Source organism: Azospirillum canadense, assembly GCF_025961225.1.
GTDB classification, from domain to species: Bacteria; Pseudomonadota; Alphaproteobacteria; order Azospirillales; family Azospirillaceae; genus Azospirillum; species Azospirillum canadense.
In genome coordinates, this window is record NZ_JAOQNG010000004.1 from 481,898 (window position 1) to 508,415 (window position 26,518).

Annotated in this window: 25 protein-coding genes; 14 read left to right on the forward strand and 11 right to left on the reverse strand. The window is 68.0% G+C overall.

Translation table 11 applies throughout. The features are described from left to right. Positions 1-424 precede the first annotated feature (424 nt). The gene (locus M2351_RS23790; protein WP_264658532.1) at positions 425-781 is read left to right on the forward strand and encodes a ribbon-helix-helix domain-containing protein; all 357 of its coding nucleotides are present in this window, start codon (positions 425-427) and stop codon (positions 779-781) included. Positions 782-926: 145 nt separating this feature from the next. Here M2351_RS23790 and M2351_RS23795 read toward each other — a convergent pair whose 3' ends face one another. From M2351_RS23795 to M2351_RS23805, 3 genes are read right to left on the reverse strand one after another with little or no spacing between them, the layout of a single operon-like run. Beyond that, a complete protein-coding gene (locus M2351_RS23795) occupies positions 927-2,498 on the reverse strand; it encodes a GMC family oxidoreductase (protein ID WP_264658533.1) in 1,572 nt (523 codons plus the stop codon). 33 nt (positions 2,499-2,531) lie between these two features. Further along, a complete protein-coding gene (locus M2351_RS23800) occupies positions 2,532-3,119 on the reverse strand; it encodes a Twin-arginine translocation pathway signal (protein ID WP_264658534.1) in 588 nt (195 codons plus the stop codon). Positions 3,120-3,163: 44 nt separating this feature from the next. Continuing rightward, on the reverse strand, positions 3,164-3,559 hold the full coding sequence (locus tag M2351_RS23805) for a VOC family protein (protein WP_264658535.1): 396 nt from the start codon (positions 3,557-3,559) through the stop codon (positions 3,164-3,166). A 190-nt stretch (positions 3,560-3,749) separates the two neighbouring features. Here M2351_RS23805 and M2351_RS23810 point away from each other — a divergent pair, with 190 nt between their 5' ends. Then, entirely contained in the window at positions 3,750-4,133 is a 384-nt protein-coding gene (locus tag M2351_RS23810; protein ID WP_264658536.1) for a hypothetical protein, read from the forward strand. A 92-nt stretch (positions 4,134-4,225) separates the two neighbouring features. Here M2351_RS23810 and M2351_RS23815 read toward each other — a convergent pair whose 3' ends face one another. The 3 genes from M2351_RS23815 to M2351_RS23825 form a co-directional block, all read right to left on the reverse strand. Further along, positions 4,226-5,029, reverse strand: a complete 804-nt coding sequence (locus M2351_RS23815; protein ID WP_264658537.1) for a calcium-binding protein — start codon at positions 5,027-5,029, stop codon at positions 4,226-4,228. 290 nt (positions 5,030-5,319) lie between these two features. Beyond that, positions 5,320-6,684: a nucleobase:cation symporter-2 family protein gene (locus tag M2351_RS23820; RefSeq protein ID WP_264658538.1), complete on the reverse strand. Its 1,365-nt coding sequence runs from the start codon at positions 6,682-6,684 to the stop codon at positions 5,320-5,322. A 139-nt stretch (positions 6,685-6,823) separates the two neighbouring features. Next, the gene (locus M2351_RS23825) at positions 6,824-7,747 is read right to left on the reverse strand and encodes a LysR family transcriptional regulator (RefSeq protein ID WP_264658539.1); all 924 of its coding nucleotides are present in this window, start codon (positions 7,745-7,747) and stop codon (positions 6,824-6,826) included. Positions 7,748-7,958: 211 nt separating this feature from the next. Between M2351_RS23825 and M2351_RS23830 the strand changes: the two genes are divergently transcribed. From M2351_RS23830 to M2351_RS23860, 7 genes are all read left to right on the forward strand, one after another. Further along, complete coding sequence (locus tag M2351_RS23830) at positions 7,959-9,083, forward strand: ABC transporter substrate-binding protein (protein WP_264658540.1); 1,125 nt, start codon at positions 7,959-7,961, stop codon at positions 9,081-9,083. Positions 9,084-9,263: 180 nt separating this feature from the next. Beyond that, positions 9,264-10,325, forward strand: coding sequence for an ABC transporter ATP-binding protein (locus M2351_RS23835; protein ID WP_264658541.1), 1,062 nt, complete (start codon positions 9,264-9,266; stop codon positions 10,323-10,325). Further along, positions 10,322-11,176, forward strand: coding sequence for an ABC transporter permease (locus M2351_RS23840; RefSeq protein ID WP_264658542.1), 855 nt, complete (start codon positions 10,322-10,324; stop codon positions 11,174-11,176). The genes M2351_RS23835 and M2351_RS23840 overlap by 4 nt, the downstream gene beginning before the upstream one ends. Continuing rightward, complete coding sequence (locus M2351_RS23845; protein ID WP_264658543.1) at positions 11,176-11,976, forward strand: ABC transporter permease; 801 nt, start codon at positions 11,176-11,178, stop codon at positions 11,974-11,976. Before M2351_RS23840 ends, M2351_RS23845 begins: the two co-directional genes overlap by 1 nt. Positions 11,977-12,000: 24 nt before the next feature. Next, positions 12,001-13,050: an agmatinase gene (gene speB, locus M2351_RS23850; protein ID WP_264658544.1), complete on the forward strand. Its 1,050-nt coding sequence runs from the start codon at positions 12,001-12,003 to the stop codon at positions 13,048-13,050. A 6-nt stretch (positions 13,051-13,056) separates the two neighbouring features. Next, complete coding sequence (locus M2351_RS23855; RefSeq protein ID WP_264658545.1) at positions 13,057-13,851, forward strand: carbon-nitrogen hydrolase family protein; 795 nt, start codon at positions 13,057-13,059, stop codon at positions 13,849-13,851. A gap of 48 nt (positions 13,852-13,899) precedes the next feature. Continuing rightward, positions 13,900-15,141, forward strand: a complete 1,242-nt coding sequence (locus M2351_RS23860; RefSeq protein ID WP_264658546.1) for a threonine ammonia-lyase — start codon at positions 13,900-13,902, stop codon at positions 15,139-15,141. A 7-nt stretch (positions 15,142-15,148) separates the two neighbouring features. Here the strand turns inward: M2351_RS23860 and cysE are convergent, their stop codons facing one another. Both cysE and M2351_RS23870 read right to left on the reverse strand, forming a co-directional pair. Beyond that, on the reverse strand, positions 15,149-15,928 hold the full coding sequence (cysE, locus tag M2351_RS23865; RefSeq protein WP_406567434.1) for a serine O-acetyltransferase: 780 nt from the start codon (positions 15,926-15,928) through the stop codon (positions 15,149-15,151). 304 nt (positions 15,929-16,232) lie between these two features. Continuing rightward, positions 16,233-18,356: a cellulase family glycosylhydrolase gene (locus tag M2351_RS23870; RefSeq protein ID WP_264658548.1), complete on the reverse strand. Its 2,124-nt coding sequence runs from the start codon at positions 18,354-18,356 to the stop codon at positions 16,233-16,235. Positions 18,357-18,714: 358 nt separating this feature from the next. Here M2351_RS23870 and M2351_RS23875 point away from each other — a divergent pair, with 358 nt between their 5' ends. The 5 genes from M2351_RS23875 to M2351_RS23895 all read left to right on the forward strand — a co-directional run bounded on the left by M2351_RS23875 (position 18,715) and on the right by M2351_RS23895 (position 23,309). Further along, a complete protein-coding gene (locus tag M2351_RS23875) occupies positions 18,715-19,200 on the forward strand; it encodes a hypothetical protein (RefSeq protein WP_264658549.1) in 486 nt (161 codons plus the stop codon). Next, on the forward strand, positions 19,197-20,552 hold the full coding sequence (locus tag M2351_RS23880) for a GAF domain-containing protein (RefSeq protein WP_264658550.1): 1,356 nt from the start codon (positions 19,197-19,199) through the stop codon (positions 20,550-20,552). Before M2351_RS23875 ends, M2351_RS23880 begins: the two co-directional genes overlap by 4 nt. A 129-nt stretch (positions 20,553-20,681) precedes the next feature. Beyond that, a complete protein-coding gene (locus M2351_RS23885; RefSeq protein WP_264658551.1) occupies positions 20,682-21,371 on the forward strand; it encodes a hemerythrin domain-containing protein in 690 nt (229 codons plus the stop codon). Between the two features lie 11 nt (positions 21,372-21,382). Then, positions 21,383-22,333: a thiamine pyrophosphate-dependent dehydrogenase E1 component subunit alpha gene (locus M2351_RS23890; RefSeq protein WP_264658552.1), complete on the forward strand. Its 951-nt coding sequence runs from the start codon at positions 21,383-21,385 to the stop codon at positions 22,331-22,333. 13 nt (positions 22,334-22,346) lie between these two features. Continuing rightward, positions 22,347-23,309, forward strand: a complete 963-nt coding sequence (locus M2351_RS23895; protein ID WP_264658553.1) for an alpha-ketoacid dehydrogenase subunit beta — start codon at positions 22,347-22,349, stop codon at positions 23,307-23,309. Between the two features lie 50 nt (positions 23,310-23,359). On the opposite strand, the gene M2351_RS23900 is transcribed toward M2351_RS23895, so the two are convergent. Genes M2351_RS23900 through M2351_RS23910 form a run of 3 tightly spaced genes read right to left on the reverse strand, consistent with a single transcriptional unit; the run spans position 23,360 to position 26,445 of the window. Next, positions 23,360-24,346: an ABC transporter ATP-binding protein gene (locus M2351_RS23900; RefSeq protein WP_264658554.1), complete on the reverse strand. Its 987-nt coding sequence runs from the start codon at positions 24,344-24,346 to the stop codon at positions 23,360-23,362. Beyond that, positions 24,343-25,347: an ABC transporter ATP-binding protein gene (locus M2351_RS23905; protein WP_264658701.1), complete on the reverse strand. Its 1,005-nt coding sequence runs from the start codon at positions 25,345-25,347 to the stop codon at positions 24,343-24,345. Before M2351_RS23905 ends, M2351_RS23900 begins: the two co-directional genes overlap by 4 nt. 39 nt (positions 25,348-25,386) lie before the next feature. Further along, complete coding sequence (locus M2351_RS23910) at positions 25,387-26,445, reverse strand: D-TA family PLP-dependent enzyme (protein ID WP_264658555.1); 1,059 nt, start codon at positions 26,443-26,445, stop codon at positions 25,387-25,389. Positions 26,446-26,518: the final 73 nt, after the last annotated feature.

Sequence of the window (26,518 nt, forward strand, 5' to 3'; positions counted from 1 at the left end):
CTGGCCGGCCCAGCTCATATGGTCTTCCTCTCGTCAGTTGTGCCGTCGCGGATACATTGGAAATGCAACCTTTTTTCGCAGGCCTGTGTGCACCTGCAAAACGAGAGCTAACAACGGGTGCTGGAGTGGCCGGTTCCATCCCGGAGTTAATACGCCGGGAATGATCCACCATTTTTCACAGCTAATACTTTTGCGTTGGGCAGGCTGGGTAACAGCCTGTTGCGAAAGGCAAGTGAGAAAGGCGGAAAATTTGCAACGACTTCATGGAAACAGTGAACAAACCTTATTTTTCCTCTCCAACACGCGTCCCATGCTTTTCGCCAAGTCTCGTTCGGTATATGATGCGCGCTGCGGAAAGTTTGTGCATGATGCATTTTTAAAGAACAAAGCCGATTGACAAAGCCGATGGGGAGGACCCAGCACCATGTGTCAGATTTTCGCCGGCCAGGATCCCGCCCGCTTCCGCATGGTGACGCGGCGCGTCCGCCTGAGCGGGCACTCCACCAGCGTCTGCCTGGAGGCCGCCTTCTGGGACACGCTTGAGGAGATCGCGGAGATGCAGGGGGTGTCGCTCGGCCGCTTCCTGTCCAAGCTGCACGACGAGGTCATGGCACGGGGGGTGGAGCGGCGGAACTTCGCCGGGCTTCTGCGCTGCGCCTGCCTGACCTACGCCCGCGACGTCAAGGGCCGCCGCCCCTGCGTGGAGGAACTGGAACGCGAGGCGCGCACCGACTTCGCCGCGATGTTGCCGGCGGTCGAACCAGCTTGCGAGGTGGCGTAAATCCCCTCTCCCCTCAGGGGAGAGGGTTAGGGTGAGGGGGCGCCCGAAGGGCGGAAGCGTACTGCAATGAGCCTGCGTTTCCGGCCTGCGGCCGCCCCCTCATCCCAACCCTTCTCCCAGGGGGGAGAAGGGCTTTGCCGGCACTTCAAATCGCGTTCTTGCTCATCTGGTCGGCGATGTAGTCGGCTTGGCGCAGGGCCAGGGCGACGATGGTCAGGGTCGGGTTTTCCGACGCGCCGGTGGTGAACTGCGACCCGTCGGAGACGAACAGGTTCGCCACGTCGTGCGCCTGGCCCCACTTGTTCACCACGCCGTCGCGCGGCTTCTCGCTCATCCGGTTGGTGCCGAGGTTGTGGGTGGAGGGGTAGGGCGGCGTCGGGAAGGTCCGGATCGCGCCCACCGATTCATACAGCGCCGATCCTTGCCGGTAGGCGTGGTTGCGCATGGCGATGTCGTTCGGGTGGTCGTCGAAATGCACGTCCGGGATCGGCAGCCCGTACTTGTCCTTCATCTCCGAATGCAGGGTGACGCGGTTGGTTTCCTGCGGCATGTCCTCGCCGACCAGCCACATGCCGGCCATCCGGTCGTAGCCGTCGAGCGCGGAGGTGAACTCCCGCCCCCAGGATCCGGGGTCGAGGAAGGCGGCCATGAAGGGCAATCCCAGCGACAGCGTCTCCATCTCATAGCCGCCGACGAAGCCGCGGCTGGGGTCGTGCCTGGCCTCGTCCTTCACGACGCCGGCCATGGTCGTTCCGCGGTACATGCGCACGGGCTTGTCGAACATGCCGTAGACCGATCCGGTCATGTGCCGCATGTAGTTCTTGCCGACCTGGCCGGAGGAGTTGGCGAGACCGTCCGGGAACATGCTGGAGGCGGAGTTCAGCAGCAGCCGCGGGCTTTCGATGGAGTTGCCGGCGACCGCGACGATGCGCGCCTTCTGGCGCTGCATGGTGCCGTCCTTGTCGGCGTAAACCACGCCGGTGACCTTGCCGCGGGGGTCATGCTCGATCTTCAGCACTTGCGAGTTCGGGCGCACTTCCAGCTTGCCGGTCTCCTCGCCCTTCGGGATCTCGGCGATCAGCGTGGACCATTTCGCGCCGGACTTGCAGCCCTGGAAGCAGAAGCCGATCTGCTGGCAGCCGCCGCGGTTGTCGCGTTCCTGCGAGTTGATGGCCATCCGGCCGGTGTGGCACTCCTTGTAGCCCATCTTGTCGGCGCCGGCCTTCATGACCTTGAAGTTGTTGTTGCCGGGCAGGCCGGGGATGCCGTTGGTGCGGGTGACGCCCATGCGGTCTTCCGCCTTGGCGTACCAAGGGTCCATCTCCTCCAGCGTGACCGGCCAGTCCAGCAGGTTGGCGCCGGGGATGTCGCCGTAGGTCGTGCGCGTCTTGAACTCGTGCGGCTGGAAACGCAGCGACGCGCCCGCCCAGTGGATGGTGGAGCCGCCCACCGCCTTCACGATCCAGGCCGGCAGGTTCGGAAAGTCCTTGGCGACGCGCCAGCTGCCCGACGTGGTGCGCGGGTCGAGCCAGGAGATTTGCGTGAAGCTGGCCCACTCGTCGTTCTGGAAGTCCTCCATCTCGTGGCGGGCGCCTGCCTCCAGGATGACCGTCTTGATGCCCTTCAGGGCCAGCTGCGTGCCGAGCGTGCCGCCGCCCGCGCCGGACCCCACGATGACGACGACGCTGTCGTCGTTCAGGTCGAATTTCGCTGCCATGGCTGACGATTCCCCCTTCAATACGCGGTGGCTTTAAAGCCACTCAATGTCGTTGAAGCCGCGGTCGATGTAGCCGCCCTTAGCCGCGCTCTCGCCCTCGTAGCCGAAGAGGGGCCAGACCTCCTTGTTGTTGTAGATGCCGGTCACCAGCCCGCCGCGGACCTTCTGGAAGAAGGGATCGGCCTCCATTTCGTGCAGCAGGCGGACGCGGTCGGCTTCCCAGCCGACGTCGGCGTAGGGAGTCGCGTGCTTGGCCTTGGCCAGCTTGTCGAGCTTGGCCATGCCGGCCTCGTACATCTCCTTCAGCTTGGCGTCGCTGGCCGCGGCCTCGTCCTGCACCTTCATGGCGACAGCGTAGACGCGGTCGGGCAGCCGGTCGTGCGGGTAGATGTCGCGTGCCATCCGGACCAGCGAGCGCATGGTGTCCGGCGCCAGCGCCTTGGTCTCGTACCCCCAGGCCTCGCGCGGGCAGAGGATCGCCCCGCCCGACACCAAGATGGCCGCCGCGGCCGCCGCGGCCGCCGCGGTGGCCGATCCGGCCAGGAATGCGCGCCGGCCGACCGCGGCCCGGGCATTGGGACCCGCACCGGAATCCGCACCGGAATCCATCGTGGAACTCATCGCGTCCTCCCTCTTTTCAAAATCCGCCCTGATGGCTGTCGCCGTCAGCGGTAGCGGCCGTGGCGCTGGAGGACCTCGATCTTGTAGCCGTCGGGGTCCTGCACGAAGAAGAAGCGGGCCATCAGCGCGCCGTCCCGCATGAACTCCTTGATGGGATTGGGGCTGTAGCCGAGGGCCGTGAAGCGCCGGTGCTCGGTGTCCAGGTCGTCCACGCACACCGCCAAGTGCCCATAGCCGTCGCCGTGGGCGTAGGGCTCCGAGCGACCGTGGTTGATGGTCAGTTCGACCTCGAAGTCGTTTTCCGCGTTGCGCAGATAGACCAGCGTGAACCCGTCGAAGGCGTAGCGGTCGGCGCATTCAAGGCCGAAAGCCTTGGCGTAGAAGTCCCGCGACCGCTCTTCGTCGAGGACCCGTATCATCATGTGGATGGCCTTGGCCATGTCGGCTGGCTCCGTCCCGGTTGGTGGCTCCAGCGTGAATGTTAGTGATGCTGAATATCAGCATGGCAGTAAGTATCTACTACAACCACGGGATCGAAGGGGGTACCCCAACGGCATGGAGCGGGCTGCGGCCTTGGACAGGCGGGCGGGTGCCATGGCCTACTGCCGTTCAAGGACTTTGGAGGTTTCCATGCGCCGCATCCTGCGCCACGCCGCCGTTGCCGCCCTGTTGGCATCCATATGCCTGGGCGCTCCCGCCGCGATGGCCGCGCCGCCCGCGGAGCCGGGCTGGGGCGGCTGGCTGTCCGACAAGGCGGTGGCGCTTCAGGACGGGGCGGAAAAGGCGATCATCCTGGGCGGGGCGCTGGTCTACCAGAACCGGCACACCATCGCCGGCCTGACGCTCGGCTGCGCGGCCGGTGCCGCGGTCGGGGCGACCAGCGGCGTCGCGGCGGGGTTGGCGACCGGTGGCGCGGCGCTGCCCGTCACCGGGCCGGCCGCCGCGCTGGGCTGCGCCTTGGGAGGAATTGCGGGCGCGCAACTCGGCCGCCCGATGGACCAGCCCATGCAATGAGCTGAATCCGGTGCCCCAACATGACGAGAGCCGCCCCTCCCCCGCGTGAGGAAAGGGGCGGCTCTGGTCAGTCGCCCTTCAAACGCTGGTGCTCAGGTGCTGGGCGTGTTGAGCAGGCTGAGCAGCTGATCGCGGGTCACGCCGACCACATCGATCCGGTCGCCGCCTTGCAGGAAGACGCTGACGCCCTTGGCATCGACGAAGCCCAACTCGTTCGGCGTGAAGAAGGACAGCGCTCCGGTGGCGTCGCCTTGCGCGCCGCCGACATCGTCCAGCTTGCCGAGGCGGGACGGCAGGTCGTTGCTGAAGAAGCCGGTTTTCTGCGCCGCCTCCACGAGGGGCCGCAGATCGATCGTCGTGTCCTCGATCCGCGTCACGGCGCCCAGGATGCCGGAACCGAGGTCCAGCTTGTCCTCGCCGGCCTTGAAGTCCAGGGCGACGACGCGGTCGGCCTGCCCGTTGTTCAGGATGTCGTTCCCGATGCGGAAGGTGTCGGACCCGGCGCCGCCGAAATGGACGCCCAGCCCCTCGCCGGTGTCCATCAGGTCGTTGCCGGCGCCGCCGATGGCGAGGTCGAGGCCCTTCCCGCCGAACAGCGTGTCGTCGCCGGCCCCGCCGAGCATGGCGTCGGACCCGTTGTTCCCGACCAGTTGGTCGGCGCCGTTGCCGCCGAGCATGAGGTTTTCGTCGGGGCCGGCCAGCAGGACGTCGTTGCCGTCGCCGCCGGACATCAGGTTGAAGCCGGGACCGCCGTCGATCAGGTCGTTGCCGGCCTTTCCGTTCAGCGTGTCGCCTCCCTCATAGCCGAAAATCAGGTCGGAGCCGGCGCTGCCGTTCAGCGTGTCGGCCTGGGCGGTTCCCTGGACAATGCTCCCGATGGGGCTGGTGTCAGCCATGGTGGATCTCCTTACGCAATATTCGCGTGATGCTCGACGCGGAAATTCGCGTGAGCCGATGCATCCCGTGGATTGGCCCGTGGATTGATGTGTTGGTGGCGGAAATGCCACGACGGAACAAATGCGCCGCTCCACGTTCCGGCAAAGTTTTTTCAGAAGAGGTATACTGTCAAAACGTCGGACGACCGGCGGAGATCCCTACGCCAGTTGAGAGCAGGTCTGTTCTTGTCGGCAATGCGGCATCCGACGTCTTGTCGATGCAAGATTGGGTAGGGCCGGATCGGGCCGGGCTACACTTCCGCCGTCTTGGCGGCGGTGACGAACTCCTCTGCGCCCTGCGATGCCTGCAGGCCATTAAAGTAAAGGTTCAGCAGCACTGCCGCGATGGTGCCCAGCAGGATGCCGCTGTGCAGCAGGGGCGACAGGAAGGGCGGCATCTTCTGGAAGATCTTGTCGGCGACCAGCGGCACCATGCCCGTGCCGATGCTGATGGCGACAACGTACAGGTTGCCGCGGTTGGCGGCGTAATCGACCTTCGACAGGATTTTGATCCCCGTGGCCGCCACCATGCCGAACATCACCAGCCCGGCGCCGCCCAGCACATAGGGCGGAATGGAGGCGACGACGTGCGCCATCTTCGGCACCAGCCCCAGCACCACAAGGATGCCGCCGCCGGCCACGCAGACCCAGCGGGACCGCACCCCGGTGATCCCGACCAGCCCGACATTCTGCGAGAAGGAGGTGTAGGGGAAGGTGTTGAACAGGCCGCCGATCAGCGTGCCGAGCCCGTCGGTGCGCAGGCCGCGGGTCAGATCCTCCCGGCTGACGGGGCGGCCTACCATCTCCCCCACCGCCAGGAACATGCCGGTGGATTCGATCATGACCACGATCATCACCAGCGACATCGTCAGGATCGACCAGAACTCGAACCGCGGCAGGCCGAACTGGAAGGGATAGACGGCGTCCACCCACTTCGCATGTCCGACGCCGTCGAAGCTCGCCATGCCCAGCGCCACCGTCAGCGCGAAGCCCGCCAGTATGCCCAGCAGGACGGAGATGTTGGCCCAGAAGCCCTTGGCGTATTTGGTCACCAGCAAGATGACCGCCAGCACGAACAGCGCGATGCCGAGATAGGCCGGGTCGCCGAAATTCGGATTGCCCGCCCCGCCGCCGGCCCAGGTGACCCCGACCCGCATCAATGAGATGCCGATGATGGTGATGACGCTGCCCGTCACCACCGGCGGAAACAGGGGAAGCAGACGGCCGACCAGCGGGGCGACCAGCGTCGCGAAGACGCCCGCCCCGATCACCGCGCCGTAGATGCCGAGCAGCCCAAGCTCCGGGTTCCCGGCCATGGCGACCATTGGCCCCACCGCGGCGAAGGTGACGCCCATCATCACGGGCAACCGGATGCCGAACTTCCAGACGCCCAGCGCCTGGATCAGCGTGACGACCCCGCAGGCGAAGAGGTCGGCGTTGATCAGCAGGGCCACCTGATCCTTCGGCAGCTTCAGCGCACCGCCGATGATCAGCGGCACGGCGATGGCGCCGGCGTACATCACCATCACGTGCTGCAGCCCCAAGGCCAGGAGCCGCGGCAGCGGCAGCATCTCGTCCACTGAATGAATCTTGGCCGGGTGGATTTTGGTGGTCATGTCCGGCACTCCCTCCGCGCTGGTCGGCGGGAACCGTCGCTGCACGGCCCATGCCACCGCAGCGGGTAGCGTGTCACGGCGATGCACGGCCCGGAACTGGCGCGAAAGGCGGCGCAGCTGACCAATCGGTGGGCAGTTCCTACGCCTTGCGGAACTCTGGCGCGGTCATCTCCTCCTTCACGAGGTTGACGAACAGTTCCACCACCGGGCTGCGGGAGCGGTTGGCGTCGAAGGCGACCTGGAAGGGCGCCTGGTAGGACAGCAGCGTCGGCAGGATCACGCGCAGCCGCCCGGCCTTCACATAAGACGCGGCGAAATGGTCGGGCAGGTAGCCGAGGTAGGCGCCGGACAGGATCAGGCGCGCTGCCCCCTCGATGTCGCTGACCGTCGCCTTGGGCGTCGTGATCGCGAACACCTTCATGTCGCGGAAGCCCCAATAGACGCGCGACACCAGCCGGTAGCGCCGCACCTCGTCCAGGTCGATGGACTCCTCCGGCGCGGTGAACAGGGAATGGCCCGCGGCGCAGTAGAAGTGGTTCGTTTCCTGGTAGAGATCCTCATAGGACAGGCTGGGTACGATGCGCGGGAAGCTGGAGATGGCCACCTGGAGTTGGCCGCCGATGACGTCACGCAGAAGCTCGTTCGGCGGGCGCACGGCGATGGCCAGCGACACCTCCGGCGCCGCTTCGGAAAAACGGGCGAAGACCCGCTCCAGCGGCGCCCGCGGGTCGGTCAGCGTGTTGTCCACCAGCCCGAGCGTCAGCGTGCCGGTCAGCCGTTCGCGCAGGCCCCGCACCCGCGCGCGGAAGCGATCCAGCGTGTCGAACACGCGGCGCAGCTCGTCATAGACCGCCTGCCCTTCGGTGGTGAGCTGGAACCCGGACCGTCCGCGCCGGCACAGGCGCAGCCCGAGTCGCGTTTCCAAATCCGCGAAATGCGTCGAGATGGTGGAAAGGGAGAGGTTCAGTTCGCTTTGCGCCGCAGTGAAGCCGCCTGCCTCCACGATCGTCATGAATATGCGCAGCAGGCGCAGATCAACGGTTTCCAACTGCGGGATCGCCATGGCGGTCCAGGATCTCCAAGGGTTTGCGCTAGATCGGGCGGTGCGCGGGCGCCTTACTTCGACCAGCGTCGAAGTAAGATACAACACTTTTGCATTTTCCAGGAACCGCCGCCGCCGTCTAATGATGAGAGTCCACAAAATTGGACTCGCGAACAGAACGCCCGTCCACAAGGACGGCCAGAAAGCTCGTCCGCAAGGAAAGGTCAAATCCATGAACGAGACGACGGGTAAGCAGGGACTGTCTGGGAACAAGGGCAATCATGGCGTCAGCCGGCGCGCCGTGCTGGCGGGGGCGGGCACGGTGGCCGCGGTGGCGGCGATCGGCTTCCCGAACATCGTCCGCGCCCAGTCGAAGACGCTGAAGGTCGGCGTCTATGGCGGCTATTTCAAAGAGTCGTTCGAAAAGCACATCTTCCCGGATTTCAGCAAGGCGTCCGGCATCACGGTGGAGCCGGTGGCCGAACCGACGGGCGAGGCTTGGCTGGTCCAGTTGGAGCAGGCGGCCCGCGCGCGCCAGGCCCCGGCCGACGTCTCCATGATGTCGCAGGTCGCCATGCTGAAGGGCATGTCGGCGGAGCTGTGGGCCCCCTACGACATGTCCAAGCTGCCGAACGCGGCGAAGGTCATGCCGCACCTGATCAACAAGTATCCGGACGGCAAGGTCAGCGGCATCGGCGCGGTGTCCTGGTACATCACGCTGGTCACCAACACCAAGGCCTACCCGCAGGCCCCGGACAGCTGGGCCGCGCTGTGGGATCCGGCGAACAAGGACAAGCTCGGCCTGCTGGCTCTGGTCAGCAACAGCTTCCTGCTGGAGGTCACGGCCGCGACCTTCTTCGGCGGCACCAAGCACCTGGACACGGAGCAGGGCCAGCTCGACTGCTTCAAGAAGCTGGCGGAGCTGAAGAACAACGTGAAGCTCTGGTACCGCGACGAAGCGCAGTTCGAAGCCGCGCTGAAGTCCGGCGAGATCCCCATGGGCCAGTATTACCACGACGTCACCGGCCTCGCCGCCGCCGACGGCAACCCGGTGCGCTCCACCTTCCCGAAGGAAGGCGGCATCAACGACAGCGGCAGCTGGGCGATCTCCCGCGCCTCCAAGGCCGGCGATCTGGCGCACGTCTTCGTGGACTACATGTGCCAGCCCCAGGTCCAGGCCCTGCTGTCGCGCAAGGTCGGCACCGCCCCGACCATCGACCGCAAGCTGACCGACCTGACGGACAAGGAGTTCGCGGCGGTGTCCTCCGACATCCCGCCGATCATCCCGCGCTACGACCTGTATCAGGCCAAGTCCGACTGGCTGAACCAGAAGTGGACCGAGATGATCGTGGGGTGATGTAGAGCCCTTCTCCCCCCTGGGGAGAAGGGTTTGGGATGAGGGGGCGGCCGCAGGCCGGAAACGCTGGCTCATTGCAGTGCTTGGACGCCCTTCGGGCGCCCCCTCACCCTAACCCTCTCCCCAGAGGGGAGAGGGAACGACGTCCCGCAAATTCAAAGACACACAAAAAGCCCGCCCATGTCCGCACTTGTCCTCGACGGTCTCACCAAGCGTTACGGTTCCGTGGTCGCGGTGCACGGCGCCAGCTTACGGATTCCGCACGGCCAGTTCGTCTGCCTGCTCGGCCCGTCGGGCTGTGGGAAGACGACGCTGCTGCGCATGATCGCGGGGCTGGAGGATCCCTCCGGCGGCCGGCTGGTCATTGACGACAAGGACATCACCGAGGCGCCCGCCCATTTGCGGGAGTTCGGCATGGTGTTCCAGTCGCTGGCCCTGTTCCCGCACCTGACCGCGGGCGAGAACATCGCCTATCCGCTGCGCATCCGCGGCGCCAACAAGGCCGAGCAGCGCAAGCGTGCTGAAGAACTGCTGGAGCTGGTGCGCCTGCCCGGCGTGGCCGACCGGCCGGTGTCGAAGCTGTCCGGCGGCCAGCGCCAGCGCGTCGCCATCGCCCGCGCGCTCGCCCTGAAGCCCAAGCTGTTCCTGCTGGACGAGCCGCTGTCGGCGCTCGACGCCAAGCTGCGCGAGGCCATGCAAATCGAGTTGAAGCAGCTTCAGCAGCGGCTCGGCATCACAACCATCGTCGTGACCCACGACCAGCGGGAGGCCATGACCATGGCCGACCTCGTGGTGGTCATGTCGCAGGGCCGCATCCACCAGGCTGCCCCGCCGATGGAGGTCTACCGCCAGCCGGCCGACGCCTTCGTCGCCGACTTCATCGGCCTGACCAACCTGCTGGACGGAGAAGTGACGGCGCCGGGTGCTGTCGCGGTGCCCGGCGGGCAGCTGCACCTGCCGAACCTGCCGCCGTCCGGCCGCGTGTTGCTGTCGGTGCGGCCGGAGGAGGTGATCGTCCATCCCGCGGGCAATGACGGCCCGAACCGCCTGACCGGCCGGCTGTCTTTCATGCGTGACCTCGGCGCCAGCGTGGAGTTCCGCATCGACGTGGCCGGGCGGGAGATTGTCGCCGTGTCGCGCCCGCAGGACCGACCGCCGGTGGAGCCCGGCGGCCCGCTGTCGGTGGAGTTCCCGCCGGCCGCCTGCGTCGTCCTTCCCCCCATGGGTGAGAGGCCGCAATGATCCGCCGCGCCCCCCGCACCCTGGCCGAGCATTCGCCGATCCTGTTCCCGGCGTTGATGCTCGTCGTCTTCTTCGTCATCCCCTTCAGCCTGATGATCGCGGTCAGCGTCTTCCGGCGCGTGCCGGGCGGCTTCTACGAGCCGGATTTCGTGTTTTCGAACTACGAACGGTTCCTGACCACCTTCTTCGGCGGGGTGATGTCCTTCTCGCTGGGGCTGGCGGCGCTGGTCGCGGCGATGTCCGTGGGCATCGCCTTTCCCTTCACCTACCGGCTGGTGCGGCTGCCGCGGGTGAACCAGATCCGCTGGCTGGTCTTCCTGCTGTCGATCCTGTCGCTGTCGGAAGTCATCATCGGCTTCGCCTGGTCGACGCTGCTGTCGCGCACCGCCGGCATCACCAACCTGTTCGTGGCGCTGGGGCTGATGAGCGAGCCGATGGCGCTCAGCCCCAGCTTCGGCGCGCTGCTGGCGGGGCTGGTCTACCAGGCCTTCCCCTACACGGTGCTGGTGCTCTACCCCTCGCTCGCCCGCTTCGACCCGAACCTGGTGGAGGCGGCGCGCACCCTCGGCGCCTCGCCGCTGAAGTCCTTCCTGACCGTGGTCGTGCCGGGGCAGCGCAACACCATCGTCGCCACGACGATCATGGTCTTCGTCTTCGCGCTCGGCTCCTACCTGCTGCCGCAGCTGCTGGGCAAGCCACAGCACTGGACCCTGTCGGTGCTGATCACCGACCAGGCGATCTATCAGGCCAACATGCCCTTTGCGGCGGCCATGGCGGTGTTCCTGGTGCTGGTCAGCCTTGCGCTCGTCGGCTTGGCCCTGCTCGCCGGCCGGAAAGAGGAGGCGGCGTGATGCTGGCACGCAAGTTGAGCACGGTTCTCGCCTCCCTGATCGCGCTGGTGCTCGCCGCACCGATCATGGTGGTGGCCGGCGTCTCCGTGAACGCCAAGAAGTCGCTGACCTTCCCGCCGCAGGGCTTCTCGCTGTCCTGGTACGCGGAGGTGTTCACCGATCCGGGCTGGCGCGACGCGCTGATCGCCAGCCTCGTGGTGGCGACGCTGTCGGCGGCGCTGGCGGTGCTGATCGCCTTCCCGCTGGCGTGGTTCCTGTGGCGCTGGCGCGCCCCCTGGGCGCGGGCGTTCGAGGTGCTGGGCATGACGCCCTTCATCCTGCCGCCGGTCATCACCGCGCTGGGCTTTCTCAGCTTCTGGGCGGCGGTCGGCGAGTACGGCGCGCCCTGGACCGTGGTGGTCAGCCACGCGGTGTTCTTCGTGACACTGCCGCTGGTCACCCTGTCGCTGGGCTTCGGCGCGGTGGATCGCAGCTATGTGGAGGCGGCGGCGACCATGGGGGCGGACGACCGGACGGTGCTGCGCACCGTGGTGATGCCGCTGGTGCGGCCCTACGTCATCTCCGGCTTCGCCTTCGCCTTCGTGCTGTCGCTGAACGAGTACATCGTCGCCTACATGGTGGTCGGCTTCACGCTGGAGACGCTGCCCATCAAGATCTTCAACGCGCTCCGTTACGGCTACACGCCGACCATGGCGGCCGTGACGGTGCTGTTCGTGTCGCTGACCGCCCTGGTCTTCGGGCTGATCGCCTGGTTCGGCGACCTGCCGCGCCTGCTCGGCGCCTGGGCCAAGAGCGACTGACCCATTCCCACAGAGATTTGATCCATGATCGACCCCAAGAAGCTTGACCATCTGCGCAGCAAGTACAGCGGCTCCGGCGGCGACGACTTCCACGATCCGGAGTTCAAGCGCGTGGCCGCGCTGCAATTCTCCGGCGGCAAGCGGGTGCAGCCCTTCTCCGGCGTCTCCACGCTGCTCGACGCGCCATACCGGCCGGATGCGCCAGACCTCGCCGCTTTCGGCGGGCTGGACATCGCGCTGGTCGGCGTGCCGATGGACCTGGGCGTCACCAACCGGGCCGGCGCGCGCCTCGGGCCCCGCGCCGTGCGCGCCATCGAGCGCATCGGCCCCTACGAGCATGTCCTGCGCATGGTACCGTCCGCCGCCTGCACGCTGGCCGACGTGGGCGATGTGCCGCTCAGCAGCCGCTTCAACCTGGAGACCTGCCACGCCGACATCCAGGCCTTCTACCACAAGGTCATGGATGCGGGCGTCGTGCCCTTGTCGGTCGGCGGCGACCATTCCATCACCTACTCGATCCTGAAGGCGCTGGGCCGCGGGCGGCCGGTCGGCATGGTGCATTTCGACGCCCATTGCGACACCGGCGGCGCCTATGAGGGCTCCAAGTTCCACCACGGCGGTCCGTTCCGCCAAGCGGTGCTGGACGGCGTGCTGGATCCGGAGCGCACGGTGCAGATCGGCATCCGCGGCAGCACCGAGTATCTGTGGGAGTTCTCCTACGAGAGCGGCATGACCGTCATCCACGCGGAGGACATTCCCAAGCGCGGCATCGAGGACGTGATCGCGACCGCGCGCAAGGTGGTCGGCGATGGGCCGGTCTACGTCTCCTTCGACGTGGACTGCCTGGACCCGGTCTACGCCCCCGGCACCGGCACGCCGGAGGTGGGCGGCGTCACGACGCGGGAGGCGCTGGCCATCCTGCGCGGTCTGAGCGGCATCGACGTCATCGGCGGCGACGTGGTGGAGGTGGCGCCGCAGTACGACGCGACGACCAACACCGCCCAGGCCGGCGCGCAGATGCTGTTCGAGATCCTCTGCCTGTCGGTCGGCGCGCTCGCCCGGCGGAAGGGGTAAGGGGCGATGCGGCTGGCCCTGTTCCAGGCGGACGCGGAGCCCGGCGCCCCGGACCGCAACCTCGACCGGCTGGAGCGAGCGGCCGGGGATGTGGCGAAGCGGGGCGCCCAGCTGCTGGTCGGCCCGGAGATGGGGCTGACCGGCTACAACCTCGGGCCGGAGGCGGTGCGCGCGCTGGCCGAGCCGCCGGACGGCGCGATGGCGCAGCGGGTGGCGGGCATCGCCCGCCGCCTCGGCCTCGGCATCCTCTACGGCTATCCGGAGTTGGGCGAGGGCGGGGCGGTCTACAACGCCGCCCAGTTGATCGGGCCGAACGGGGCGCGGCTGATCAACCACCGCAAGGCGCACCTCTACGGCGACCTCGACCGCGGCTCCTTCACGCCGGGCACGGACAGCTTCGCCGTGGCGGAGGTCGGCGGGATCCGGGTCGGCGTGATGATCTGCTACGACGTGGAGTTCCCGGAACTCGTGCGGCGCCACGCGCTGGCCGGGGTGGACGCGCTGCTGGTGCCGACCGCGCTGATGCACCCCTACACCATCGTCGCCAACGGCGTCGTCCCGACCCGCGCCTTCGAGAACGGGATCTTCGTCGCCTACGCCAACCGCTGCGGGCGGGAGGGCGTCCTGCACTATTGCGGGCTCAGCACCGTCGCCGGCCCGGACGGATCGGTGCTGTCGCGGGCCGGGGAGGGGGAGGAGATCCTGGTCGTGGACATCGACCCGGCGCTGCGCGCGGTCGCGACGCATCTTGCCGATCGGCGACCGGATCTGTACGGAACGCCCTCCCCGCCGCTATGGTAGCGCCCCCGTCCAACGAGACGGGGTAGGGAACACGAGGGAACAAGAGACATGCCGGTCACCATCGACGACATCCGCGCCGCGGCCGCGCGCATTTCCGGCCGGGTCGGCCGCACGCCGTTCCTGAAGTCGGAAACGCTGTCGGCGATCACCGGCGCCGAGGTCTGGGTCAAGCTGGAGAACCTTCAGTTCACCGCCTCCTTCAAGGAGCGCGGCGCGGCCAACCGCTTGCTCCTGCTGTCGGAGGTGGAGCGGGCGGCCGGCGTGATCGCCATGTCGGCCGGCAACCACGCCCAGGCCGTGGCCTACCACGCGAAGAAGCTGGGCATCGCCGCGACCATCGTCATGCCGCGCTTCACCCCCTTCGTGAAGGTGAAGCGCACGCGCTATCACGGCGCCACGGTCATCCTGGAAGGCGACACGCTGGCGGAGGCCGCGGCCTTCGCCCATGAACTCGCCAAGCGGGAGGGGCTGGTCTTCGTCCATCCCTACGACGACGACGCGGTGATTGCCGGCCAGGGCACCGCGATCCTGGAGATGCTGGAGGAGATGCCGGAGCTTGATTGCCTGGCCATCCCCGTCGGCGGCGGCGGGCTGGCGGCCGGGGCTGCGGTGGCGGCGCGGACGCTCTGCCCGAACCTGGAGGTGATCGGGGTGGAGGTGGAGACCTACCCGGCGGCGGCCCAGCGGCTCGCCGGTCAGCCGGTCAAGGTCGGCGGCCCGACCGTGGCGGAGGGCATCGCCGTGCGCGACGTCGGCGACCGCCCCATGGACATTCTGAAGCAGCACGGCTGCGACGTGGTGCTGGTGCCCGAGGTGACCATCGAGCGCGCCATCGCCATGCTGATCGAGGTGGAAAAGACCGTGTCGGAGGGGGCGGGCGCCGCCGGCCTCGCCGCCCTGCTGTTCCATCCCGAGCGGTTCCGCGGCAAGCGCGTCGGGCTGATGGTGTCGGGCGGCAACATCGACACGCGCACGCTCGCCAACGTGCTAATGCGCGGCTTCGCCCGCGATGGGCGCCTGCTGAACCTGGAAGTGGACATCGCCGACCAGCCCGGCGCGCTGGCCCAGGTGACGCGCATCGTCGCGGAATGCGGCGGTAACATCGTGGAGGTCCAGCACCAGCGCCTGTTCGGCGCCTTCTCCGTCAAGTCCGCGGAGGTCGAACTGCTGATCGAGGTGGAGGACGAAGGGCACGGCGACCGCCTGATCGCCGCGCTTCAGCAGGCCAGCCTGCCCGTGCGCAAGGCCGCGGTGTCGGAAGCCACCCGGCCGATCCTGTCGGCGACGTAAAAGCCCGTCAGATGTGATACTCGGGCTCCGGCACCGTCTGGTCCATGGCGAGTGCCGGGATGGTATCGCGGCACCAGCCGACGATGCGGGCCGGGACGCCCACCACGGTGGCGCAGGGCGGCACGTCCTTCAGGACGACGCTGCCGGCGCCGACCTTGGCGCGGCTGCCGATCTCGATGTTGCCCAGGATCTTGGCGCCGGCCGACAACAGGACGCCGTCGCGCACCTTCGGGTGGCGGTCGCCGTGCTCCTTGCCGGTGCCGCCCAGCGTGACCTCCTGCAGGATCGACACATCGTTGCCGACCACGGCCGTCTCGCCGATCACCACGCCGGTGCCGTGGTCGATGAACACGCCGCGCCCGACCGGCACGGCCGGGTGGATGTCCACCGCGAAGACCTCCGACACCCGGCTTTGCAGGAAATGGGCGAGGTCATGGCGGTCGTGCCGCCACAGCCAGTGGCCGACGCGGTGCCATTCCAGCGCGTGGAAGCCCTTGTAGTACAGGAAGGGCGTCAGGCAGGTGTCGGCCGCGGGGTCGCGCGTGCAGATGGCCTGAAGGTCCGCGCAGGCCTCGTCCACGATGCAGGGGGCGTCCTCCACCGCGCGGCGCACCATGTCGGCCAGCTGGTCGGCGGAGATGTAGGAATCGCCCAACTTGCGGGCGAGCAGGCTGCCGAGCGCGGAGGGGAAATCCCGGTGCAGGAGCACGGCCGTGTCGATGAAGGGGCGCAGCCACGGCTCCTTTGCCACCACCGCTTCCGCCTCCGCGCGCAGCATCGCCCACATCGCGTTGACGTTTTCGGAGATGGCGGACTCCAGGCATTCCGGGTGGTCCTGCGGAACGACGATGTGGTTCATGACGCGGGTGCCCTGCGTTGAGCGGCCAAGTCGACCGCCCTATCAAACACGATCGTCGCGACCCTAGCACGCCGCCTGTGGGAATGGCAGCATCCCATGCGGGCCGGGTTGGGCATAACCGCAGTATGTACAAGAACAAAGCGTCCAATTGGCGCCAAAACGGAACCGCCCGGCACCGGAAAATCCGGTGCCGGGCGATCCGCTGACGCGAACGACGGAGAGAGGCCCGCGGTCAGTGGGTGCCGCCGTCGAAGAGAGCCGGCTGGAGCGCGGTCATCTTGGACTGGTTGATGGACCAATCGTCGGTCATGATGCCGCCGGTGTCGCCCGAACCCGGGCTCCAGGCCCAGTAGGTCCAGCTGACGCCCTCATGGCCAGCGGCCAGGTCGGACTTGCCGTCGAGGTTGTAGTCACCGTCCATGTACTTGACCATGGAGCTGAGCCACTGCTGGTCCTGCGAGGACTCCAGCTTCGTGCCGAACTCGCCGACCAGAACCGGCGCGATGTTCTTCTGCACGACGTAGCCCCAGTTCTTGGTCCACACGTCGTCCATGTTGTTCGGGAAGTTGCTGTCGCCGAACCAGCCGAACCCGGCCATGGACGGCGGGTAGTCGTGGACCGAATAGACCAGCTTGTTGTCGACGGTCAGGTCGACGGGGTGGTCCTGCACGCCCTGGAGGTTGCCGCCCCACCAGTAGGTGTTGCCGTTGTACTGCTCCACACCCTCGACGATCATCAGCCAGTTCTTGTTGACCGTCTGGATGGCGTCGCCGATGCGCTCGGCCGCGGCGTGCCAGTCGGTGGCCTGGTTGCCGTCGCCCCAGGTGGCCTGGCCGTGCGGCTCGTTGTGCAGGTCGGCGGCGACGACCGACGGGTTGTCGGCGTAGCGCTCGGCCAGCATCTTCCAGTTCGCGATCATCTTCGATTCCGGGTACTGGTCGGTGTACCAGAGCCCGTTCTCGTTCGCCGACGCGCCATCGCCGGAGCGGTGGTGGTCGAGGATGATCTTCATGCCGGTCTTGTCGGCGTAGTCGATGATCTTGTCGAAGACTTCCAGGCTGGTCTTGCCCTGGAGGTCGGGGTTCTTCGAGTAGTCAATGCCGGTGGGCATGCGGCCGCTGTCCAGCATCGCGTCGGACCAGGGCAGGCGGATGGTGTTGAAACCCTCCTTCAGCATCTGGTCCATGATGTGCTGGTAGCTGTCCTGCCACAGGCCCTGCGGGGCGAAGGCGTAGCCTTCGGCGCCGAACCAGTTGACGCCGGTCAGCTTCACGGCGTTGCCGGCGCTGTCGATGATCTGGCTGCCCTCGGTGTGCAGGTAGCCGTCGGCGATGCCGGTGGCGGTGTTGCTGGTGCCGCTGCCGGTGCTGCCAGTGCCCGTCGTCGGCGTCGTCGGCGTGGTCGGGGCCGCCGGGGTGGTGGTGCCCGAAGAGCCCGAGGAGCCGGACCCGCTGTCGGACGTGAACAGGGCCTTGTCCGCGTTCACCTGCAGCGTGCCGTTCCACCACAGGTCGGACTGGCCCTTGACCACGTCGTTGCCGTCCAGCGTGCCCTTGTCGTAGCTGACCGAGCTGTCGGTCGAGGAGACGGCGTGGCCGTTGATCGTCACGCTGCCGACGTGCAGGTTGCGGTCGGTGCCGCTCACGACGCCGTCGTTGTCGTACTGGATCTGAATCTTGTGCGCCTGGTCGGCGGCCAGGTCGGTCTTGAACGTGTAGTCATGCGCGTCGGTGCCGACCGTGCCCCCGCCGATCTTCTGGCCATCGGCCAGGACGGTGAAGTGCGCGTTCTGGCCGCCGGCGGCCACGCCCTTGGCGTTGATCACGATGGTCGAGGAGCCGCTGCTCCCGCTGCCGGCGTCCGTGCTGCCGGTGCTGCCCGAAACGGCGCTCCCGGCTTCGGGGATGGCGGCGGGGGCGGTGACGGCAGGGGCGCTACCGCTGGTGGAAGCGGCGTAGAGGTCGCCCGGCGTGGAGAAGGTCAGCGAACCGTTCCACCACAGGCCTTCCTGGCCCGGCATCGTCGTGGTGGTGGCGCCGTCGTCATACCGCTCGTAGGTGGCGGAGGTCGGGTTCAGGGTGGTCCCGTTAACCACGAGGGACTTGATCCCCAGGTCGCGGTCCTGCCCGGCCGCAATGTCGTCGTTGTCGTAAACGATCTGAATCTTGTGCGCCTGTCCCGCAACAACATCAGTATCAAAAGTGTAGGACTTTGCGTCGGTCGAACTCACCGAGGCCTGCCCAGCGTCCTTGCCGTCGATCAACAGACGAAAGTGCGGAGCAATTCCATCGGTTGAGTTGCCATAGGCATTCACGACGATCTTCGTCTTGGACAGGGTCGTGGAGGTCGTCGCCATTAGTCTTTTCCCTTGCGGTTTCGATGGCTCGACCCTGGCCGGGAAAGGTTAATGAGATATTACCGAATTCGCCTAAAACTCTATTCCGATTTGTGGCAAATATCAGCCGCATCGGCGAAATGTTGCCCGATGCAGCGGTGCAACATCGCGCACGTAGGGGTGGTGCGGGCGTTCTGAGGGGAGGCCGAATTTCGTCACAGCGGGGCGGCGCAGGAGGAATCGCGGGTGCTGCGTATCACCCCCGAGACGCTTTCCGGCTCAACCCTTTGCGGGAGTTCGTGTGCGTAACATTGCGCGTGACGCTTTTCGGTTATCTTTGGTATCTTTTTGATCGAAAAACAGGGCGGGGCAGGGGGAAATGCCGCAGGCCGTCGTTCTGGGCGAGGCGCTCGGCGCCTTCCTAACGGAGGGCGTCAGCGTGCTGGTGTCGTCCAGCGATGCCGGCAACCGGCCGGCGCTTGGCCGCGCGCTCGGCTGTCGCCTGTCGGCCGACGGGCGCACAGTCACGGTGTATGTCGCCGCAGCACCTTGCGCCGATCTGTTGACGGCCATCGGGGAAACCGGCCGGATCGCGGTGGCCGTCTCCAAGCCCAGCACCCACCGTTCCGTGCAGATCAAAGGGCAGGACGCCCGGCTTGTGCACTGCGCGGCCAACGCCGGGGACGTCATCGCCCGGAAGATCGACGCCTTCACCGCGGATGTCGTCAACATCGGCTTCACGGAGGCGCTGGTCCGCACGCTGATGGACCACGACCCGGCCGACGTCGTGGCCGTGGCCTTCACGCCGACCGGTGTCTTCGACCAGACGCCCGGCCCCAACGCGGGGACCGTGATCACGCCATGACCAGCCCCCCGAGCAGCAATGGACTGACCGTCGATTCCATCCGCGACTGCCTGGAAGGCGTCATCCCCGCCGCCATCGCCACCAGCGACGCGGACGGGACGCCGAACGTCTCCTTCCTGTCCCAGGTGCATTACGTGGACAGCGGCCGGGTGGCGCTGACCTACCAGTTCTTCAACAAGACGCGCGCCAACATCCTGGCCAACCCCACCGCCACCGTGCAGCTGGTCGATCCGGCCACGGCGGCGCAGTACCGGCTGACCCTGCGCTACCTGCACACCGAGACCAGCGGCCCGTTGTTCGAGAGCATGAAGGCCAAGCTGGCCGGCATCGCGTCCCACGTCGGCATGCAGGGGGTCTATCGCCTGCTGGGCGCCGACCTGTACGAGGTGCAGCGGATCGAGGTGGTGCCGGGCGCCACCCTTCCGCCGCCGGTCCACAAGCGCGGCCTGCTGCCGGCGGTGCGGCGGAGCTGCGAGGGGATGCTGGCCTGCGCCGACCTGTCGGAGCTTCTGGACCGTGCGCTGGCCGACCTGCGGGCCGGCTTCGGCATCGAACACGCGCTGGTGCTGATGCTGGACGAATGCGCCGGGCGGCTCTACACCGTCGCCGCCATGGGCTACAGCGTGTCCGGCGTGGGGTCGGAGGTCGCGTTGGGCGACGGGGTCATCGGGGTGGCGGCGCGGGAGCGCACGCCGATCCGCGTTACCCACATGACCACCGACTACGCCTACAGCCGCGCGGTGCGCGCCAGCGTGGCCGACGCGGGCGTGGAGCTTGCCCCGGTTACGGAGATCCCTTTTCCCGGCCTTCCCGAACCGCACAGCCAGCTCGCCGTGCCGATCCTCGCCGGCCCAAAGCTCGTCGGCGTGCTGTTCGTGGAAAGCCCGCAGGAGATGCGCTTCTGCTACGACGACGAGGACGCGCTGGCGACGCTGGCCGCCCAGCTCGGCGCCATGATCCTGGCCTTCCGGCAACAGGCCGCCCCGCCCGAGGAGGCGGCGGAGGACGGTTCGGTCCCGGCCGACGGAGCGGCTGCGGTCATCCGCCACTACGCCGCCGACGACAGCGTCTTCATCGACCATGACTACCTGATCAAGGGTGTGGCCGGCGCCATTTTCTGGAAGCTCGCGCGCGATTATGTCCGGCAGGGGCGGACCGACTTCTCCAACCGGGAGCTTCGGCTGGCCCCCGACATCCGTCTGCCCGACTTGGCGGAGAACCTGGAGGCGCGACTGATCCTGCTGCAACGGCGGCTGGCCGAACGCTGCCCCTTCCTTGGCATCGAGAAGACCGGGCGCGGGCGGTTCCGCCTCGTCGTGCAACGGCCGCTCGCCCTGGAGGATATGGCATAATCACAAAGGGTATTGTTATCAACGCCTTACGATTCTTTTAGCATTTCGTGAGCCATGACTTAGCAAGCGTCCGCCGGCCGTCCCGCGTATCGTCCGCCCCGTTCACAAAACAAATTGGGGGGATGAGGGATGACCGGGCAGGCGTCGCGGTACGACATGTATCGCCTGATTCACAAGGCCCTGCGGGGCTTCATGGTCGACACGCTGGCGGCCGTGGGCCGTATGGACGCCGGGGACGACAGGGATGTCGTGGCGGTCCTGGCCCGCGTGCGCAGCCTGCTCGCGCTGTGCGGCAGCCATGTGGAGCATGAGAACCGCTTCGTCCACCCGGCGATGGAGGCGCGCGCGCCGGGCTCGTCCGCGGACATCGCGTCGGACCACGACCACCACGCGCATGACCTCGCCGCCCTCGTCGCGGCCGTTGGTGCGGTCGAGGCCGCCCATGGGCCAGCCCGCGCCGACGCCGCCCACGCGCTCTACCGCCGGCTGGCGCTGTTCGTCGGCGAGAACCTCACCCACATGGAGGCGGAGGAGAGCCACAACAACGGCGTTCTCTGGCGCACCCACCGGGACGAGGAGCTGCAAGCCATCGAGCAGGCCATCGTCGCCGCGCAGCCGCCGGATGAGATGATGCTGGTGCTGCGCTGGATGCTCGCCTCCGCGACCCCGGCCGAGCGCGCGGACCTGCTGGGCGGGATCCGCGCCATGGCCCCGGCGGAGGCGTTCGCGGGCATGATGGCGTTGGCGCAATCGGTGCTGACGCCGGCCGATCACGACAAGCTGACCCGCGCACTGGCCACGCCGGCCCTGGCGGCCTGAAGGAGGGGACGATGACAAGCGACACGCTCATCCAGGCGCTGGAGCGCATGGTGCTGATTCGCGCCTATGAGGACACGCTGGTCGGGCTGCACGGCCAGGGGCGGGCGGCCGGGACCTGCACGTCGGTCGGGCAGGAGGCGTCGGCCGTCGGCGTGGTCTCCGCCCTGTCGTCTGAGGACCTGATCCTGACCAACCACCGCAGTGCCGGCCACCTGCTGGCCCGCGGCGCCGACCCCGGCCGCCTGATGGCCGAGGTGATGGGCAAGCGCGACGGCTACTGCAAGGGCAAGAGCGGGTCGCTGCACATCGCGGCGAAGGAGATCGGCGTGGTGCTGACCTCCACCATTGTCGGCGGGGAGCTGGCGCTGGCGACCGGCGTGGCGCTGTCGCGCGCGACCTTGGGCGGGGAGGGCATCGTCGTCTGCTTCTTCGGCGACGGGGCGGCCTGCGAGGGGCGCTTCCACGAATCGCTGAACCTCGCCGCGCTGTGGAACCTGCCGATCCTCTACGTGTGCGAGAACAACCAGTGGCAGGCCTTCGTCCACCGCAAGGAGACGACGCTGGCCGACAGCGTCGTCCCGCAGGCCGCCGCCCTGGGCATGGACGGCAAGAGCGTGGACGGCAACGATGTGGAGGCCGTGCAGGCCGCCGCGGCGGAGGCCGTCGCCGCCGTGCGCCGGACGCGCAAGCCCTTCCTGCTGGAGACCCGGACCTACCGCCTGCGCGGCCATTTCGAGCCGGACGACCAGTCCTACGTCGACCCGAGTGAGCTGGAGCAGTGGCGCGGGCGCGACCCCATCGCCGTGCTGCGCGCCCGGCTGGAACGGGACGGGTTGCTCTCCATGGGGGAGGCTGACGCCATCGAGGCGCGGGCGCGCGGCATCATGGAGAGCGCCGTCGCCTTCGCCGAGGCGAGCCCCTATCCGGGCGCCGAAGACCTGACCCGCGACGTCTACGCCTGAGGAGAGGGCACCCATGCCGACCATGACCGTCACCGACGCCGTCTCTGCAGCCCTGGCCGAGGAGATGCGCCGCGATCCCACAGTCCTGTTGATGGGCGAGGGCGTCGCCACCAAACGCCTTCCCCTGGTCGAGGAATTCGGCGCGCCCCGCGTCCGCAACACGCCGCTGGCCGAGGGCATCATCGCCGGCACGGCGGCGGGCGCCGCGGCGACCGGCTTGCGCCCGGTGATCGACCTGCTGTTCGCGCCCTTCCTGACCTACGCGATGGACGAGATCGTCAACAGCGCGGGAAAGCTGCGCTACATCTCCGGCGGGCAGTTCGCCTTCCCCATGGTGGTGCTGGCGCAGACCGGCGCCGGCTGGGGCGTGGGCGCGCAGCACAACCACAACAATGAGGCCTGGTTCGTCCACAGCCCCGGCCTGAAGGTGGTCATGCCCTCCAACCCCGCGGACGCCAAGGGGCTGCTGAAGGCGGCGATCCGCGACGACAATCCGGTGCTGTTCTTCACCGACATCGGCCTCGCCTACGCCGACGGGCCGGTGCCGGACGGGGATGCGGTCGTTCCGTTGGGGAAGGCGGCTGTCCTGCGCGAGGGCGCCGACGTCACGCTGGTCTCCTACGCCAAGACGGTGCACGGCTGCGTCCAGGCCGCGGCGCGCCTCGCCGAGGCGGGCATCGAGGCCGAGGTGATCGACCTGCGCACGCTGAAGCCGCTGGACGAGGACACGATCCTGCGCTCCGTCCGCAAGACCGGGCGCCTCGTCGTGGTGCACGAAGCCAGCCGCATGTGCGGCGTGGGCGCGGAGATCGCGGCGCTGGTTGCGGAGAAGGCCTTCGGCAGCCTGCGCGCTCCGGTGGTCCGCCTGACCGGCCCCGACGCGCCGGCCCCCGCCAGCTACCCACTGGAACAGGCCTTCGTCCCACAGGCCGAGGCGATCGAAAGCGCCGCGCGCGGCCTTGTCGAGGGGCGGTGACGTCGAAGGCCCCACTTGTTTGAAGGAGTGGGGCCTTTGGGCGCTCTATCCTACGCCATGATCACGTCGTCGCGGATGCAGGAGACGACATGGCCCGGCGCCACCTCGCGCGGGATGCTGGCGGCGGGTTCGGCGCAGGCGGGCAGGGCGTACGGGCAGCGGGTGCGGAAGACGCAACCCGACGGCGGATTCATCGGGCTCGGCACGTCGCCTTCCAGCAGCATGCGCTGCTTGGGGGCGTCCGGGTCCGGCTCGGGGGCCGCCGACAAAAGGGCGCGGGTGTAGGGGTGGCGGGGGCGGTCGTAGAGGCTGTCGCTCGGCGCCAGTTCCATCAGGCGGCCGAGATACATCACCGCCACGCGGTCGCTGATGTAGCGCACGACGGCGAGGTCGTGGGCGATGAACAGAACCGCCAGCCCCAGTTCGCGCCGCAAATCGTCCAACAGGTTGACCACCTGCGCCTGCACCGACACGTCGAGCGCCGAGACGGGCTCGTCCGCCACGATGAAGTCCGGCTCCACCGCCAGCGCGCGGGCGATGCCGATGCGCTGGCGCTGGCCGCCGGAGAACTCGTGCGGAAAGCGGTCCATGGCGTCGGCGGTCAGGCCGACCTTCTGGAGCAGCGCGGCGATGCGGTCGCGGCGGTCGGCCTTGGTGCCGATGTTGTGGATGGTCAGCGCCTCCCCGATCACGTCGCGCACGCGCTGGCGCGGGTCGAGGCTGGCGTAAGGATCCTGAAAGACGATCTGCATGCGCCGGCGCAGAGCCCGCATCTTCGCCGGGGGCAGGCCGGTGACCTCCTCCCCGTCGAAGCGGATGGAGCCCGACGTCGGCTCGATCAGCCGCAGGATGCTGCGCCCGGCCGTGGTCTTGCCGGAGCCGGACTCGCCGACCAGCCCCAGCACCTCCCCCCGGTTCAGGTCGAAGGACAGGTCGTCCACCGCCTTCACCCAGCCGACGGGGCGTTGCAGAAGCCCGCCGCGGATCGGGAATTTCTTTTCCAGGCCGCGGACTTGGAGCAAGGGTTGAGTCGTCACGGCAGGTCCCTCCAGCGGCGGCAGCGGGCGGAGTGGTCGGGGCTGACCGGCTCCAGGGCCGGCTCGGCGGTGGTGCAGGCGGGCTCGGCCCAGGGGCAGCGCGGGGCGAAGGTGCAGCCCTTCGGGCGGTTCATGGGGCTCGGCACGTTGCCGGGGATGGCCTCCAGCCGGGCGGCCTCGCCGCGGCTCTGGCCGAGGTTGGGCATGCAGGCGAGCAGGCCGCGCGTGTAGGGATGCCGCGGATTTTTGAAGAGGGAGCGGACATCCCCTTCCTCCACCACGCGGCCGGAATACATGACGACGACCCGGTGCGCGATCTCCGCCACCACGCCCAGATTGTGCGTGATGAACAGGATGGAGGTGCCGGTCTCCGCCTGCAAACGCCGCATCAGGTCGAGGATCTGCGCCTGGATGGTCACGTCCAGTGCGGTGGTTGGCTCGTCGGCGATCAGCAGGGTGGGGCGGCAGGCCAGCGCCATGGCGATCATCACGCGCTGGCGCATGCCGCCCGACATCTGGTGCGGGAACTCGTCCAGCCGCCGCTCCGCCGCCGGGATGCCGACCTTCTTCAGCAGCGCGAGCGCTTCCGCCCGCGCCGCCTTGCGGTCCATCCCCTGGTGGTAGCGCAACGCCTCCCCGATCTGGTCGCCCACGCTGTAGACGGGGTTCAGGGAGGTCATCGGCTCCTGGAAGATCATGCCGATCTCGTTGCCGCGGACGCTCCGCATCTCCTTCTCGGACAGGCGGGCGAGGTCGCGCACCCGGCCGTCGCGGCCGCGGAACAGGATCTCGCCGCCGGCGATGCGGCCGGGCGGGGTCGGGATCAGCCGCATCACCGACAGGCTGGTGACCGACTTGCCGCTGCCGGACTCGCCCACGACGGCCAGCGTCTCGTTCCGGCGCACCGTGAACGAGACGCCGTCCACCGCCTTCGACACGCCGGGGTCGGCGGCGAAGTGGGTTTCCAGGTTGCGGATGTCCAGCGTGATGTCCGCGTCCATCGCCCCATCGATCATCGCGGGCACTCCCTAGTTATAGTGTCAGCGGGTGCAGCCGCGGGCGGCGACCGGCCATTCGCCGATCACCTCGCCGTTCCGGCTGACCGCCATGCGGTCGTGCAGGTTGCTGACGACGCAGACGTGGTTGGGCAGGATGCGCAGGCGCTCGCCGATGGCGGGCTTTTTGGCGCAGGCGGAGAGGTCGACCACCGCGTGCTCCTCGTTCACGCGGGTGATGACCGCGTCCGGGTAGTCGAGGATCAGGCCGAAGCCCTCGCCGACGGACGGCGCGACACGGTCGCTTGAGAGCGTCTTCGACCCGGCGTCGAGCACGGCGCGGTCCTCGGTCGGGCGGCTGACCACGGTGGCGACGACGTGCACCGCGCATTCGTCCAGCGTCGCCACCCCGGCGCCGACGGTGGCGCGGTCGTGGTAGATGTAGGTGCCGACGCGCAGCTCCGTCACGCCGGGCAGCTCGTGCGTGTCCCAGCAGCCGGGCGTGCCGCCGACCGACACGGTCTGCAACGGGATGCCGGCCTCGTCGAGCAGCTTGCGCGTGTCGGCCACGAAGGGAACGGTGCGGGGACCGCGCGGGTAGGTCATCAGGCCGCGGAAGGCGGTCAGCCCGTTGCCGTTGGCGCGTCGGGCGAGCGTCAGCGCGTCCTCCGGCGTCTGCACGCCGCAGCGGCCGTCGCCGCTGTCGAACTCCACGAGGATGCCGATCTCGACGCCGGCCTGTTGCGCGGCTGCCGCGACCGTGTCGAGCGCCACGGGGTTGTCTATGGCGACGGTGAGCTTCGTCTTGCCGGCCAATTCCGCCAGCGGGCCGACCTTGGCGACGCCGACAATGGGGTAGCTGAGCAGGATGTCCGGGCAGCCGGCCTCCGCCATGACCAGCGCCTCGCCGATCTTCTGGCAGGTGATGCCGACCGCGCCCAGCTCCATCTGGCGCTGGGTGAACTGGGGGAGCTTGTGGGTCTTGATGTGCGGGCGAAGCGCCAGGCCGTGCTTGTCGCAGTAGGCCTGCATCTTGGCCAGGTTGTGCTCGACCCGGTCGAGATCGATGACGGGAACGGGGGTGTCGAGATCGTCGACGCGCATGGATCGGCTCCGTGACGCGGGGGTGAGAGAAACTCCTTCTCCCCTCTGGGGAGAAGGTTGGGATGAGGGGGCG

What these genes read in the sequence shown, in the direction of transcription:
- M2351_RS23790 (WP_264658532.1), top strand. Translation starts at nt 425, where the DNA reads ATGTGTCAGATTTTCGCCGGCCAGGATCCCGCCCGCTTCCGCATGGTG.
- M2351_RS23795 (WP_264658533.1), bottom strand. Translation starts at nt 2,498, where the DNA reads ATGGCAGCGAAATTCGACCTGAACGACGACAGCGTCGTCGTCATCGTG.
- M2351_RS23800 (WP_264658534.1), bottom strand. Translation starts at nt 3,119, where the DNA reads ATGAGTTCCACGATGGATTCCGGTGCGGATTCCGGTGCGGGTCCCAAT.
- M2351_RS23805 (WP_264658535.1), bottom strand. Translation starts at nt 3,559, where the DNA reads ATGGCCAAGGCCATCCACATGATGATACGGGTCCTCGACGAAGAGCGG.
- M2351_RS23810 (WP_264658536.1), top strand. Translation starts at nt 3,750, where the DNA reads ATGCGCCGCATCCTGCGCCACGCCGCCGTTGCCGCCCTGTTGGCATCC.
- M2351_RS23815 (WP_264658537.1), bottom strand. Translation starts at nt 5,029, where the DNA reads ATGGCTGACACCAGCCCCATCGGGAGCATTGTCCAGGGAACCGCCCAG.
- M2351_RS23820 (WP_264658538.1), bottom strand. Translation starts at nt 6,684, where the DNA reads ATGACCACCAAAATCCACCCGGCCAAGATTCATTCAGTGGACGAGATG.
- M2351_RS23825 (WP_264658539.1), bottom strand. Translation starts at nt 7,747, where the DNA reads ATGGCGATCCCGCAGTTGGAAACCGTTGATCTGCGCCTGCTGCGCATA.
- M2351_RS23830 (WP_264658540.1), top strand. Translation starts at nt 7,959, where the DNA reads ATGAACGAGACGACGGGTAAGCAGGGACTGTCTGGGAACAAGGGCAAT.
- M2351_RS23835 (WP_264658541.1), top strand. Translation starts at nt 9,264, where the DNA reads ATGTCCGCACTTGTCCTCGACGGTCTCACCAAGCGTTACGGTTCCGTG.
- M2351_RS23840 (WP_264658542.1), top strand. Translation starts at nt 10,322, where the DNA reads ATGATCCGCCGCGCCCCCCGCACCCTGGCCGAGCATTCGCCGATCCTG.
- M2351_RS23845 (WP_264658543.1), top strand. Translation starts at nt 11,176, where the DNA reads ATGCTGGCACGCAAGTTGAGCACGGTTCTCGCCTCCCTGATCGCGCTG.
- speB (WP_264658544.1), top strand. Translation starts at nt 12,001, where the DNA reads ATGATCGACCCCAAGAAGCTTGACCATCTGCGCAGCAAGTACAGCGGC.
- M2351_RS23855 (WP_264658545.1), top strand. Translation starts at nt 13,057, where the DNA reads ATGCGGCTGGCCCTGTTCCAGGCGGACGCGGAGCCCGGCGCCCCGGAC.
- M2351_RS23860 (WP_264658546.1), top strand. Translation starts at nt 13,900, where the DNA reads ATGCCGGTCACCATCGACGACATCCGCGCCGCGGCCGCGCGCATTTCC.
- cysE (WP_406567434.1), bottom strand. Translation starts at nt 15,928, where the DNA reads ATGTGGGCGATGCTGCGCGCGGAGGCGGAAGCGGTGGTGGCAAAGGAG.
- M2351_RS23870 (WP_264658548.1), bottom strand. Translation starts at nt 18,356, where the DNA reads ATGGCGACGACCTCCACGACCCTGTCCAAGACGAAGATCGTCGTGAAT.
- M2351_RS23875 (WP_264658549.1), top strand. Translation starts at nt 18,715, where the DNA reads ATGCCGCAGGCCGTCGTTCTGGGCGAGGCGCTCGGCGCCTTCCTAACG.
- M2351_RS23880 (WP_264658550.1), top strand. Translation starts at nt 19,197, where the DNA reads ATGACCAGCCCCCCGAGCAGCAATGGACTGACCGTCGATTCCATCCGC.
- M2351_RS23885 (WP_264658551.1), top strand. Translation starts at nt 20,682, where the DNA reads ATGACCGGGCAGGCGTCGCGGTACGACATGTATCGCCTGATTCACAAG.
- M2351_RS23890 (WP_264658552.1), top strand. Translation starts at nt 21,383, where the DNA reads ATGACAAGCGACACGCTCATCCAGGCGCTGGAGCGCATGGTGCTGATT.
- M2351_RS23895 (WP_264658553.1), top strand. Translation starts at nt 22,347, where the DNA reads ATGCCGACCATGACCGTCACCGACGCCGTCTCTGCAGCCCTGGCCGAG.
- M2351_RS23905 (WP_264658701.1), bottom strand. Translation starts at nt 25,347, where the DNA reads ATGGACGCGGACATCACGCTGGACATCCGCAACCTGGAAACCCACTTC.
- M2351_RS23910 (WP_264658555.1), bottom strand. Translation starts at nt 26,445, where the DNA reads ATGCGCGTCGACGATCTCGACACCCCCGTTCCCGTCATCGATCTCGAC.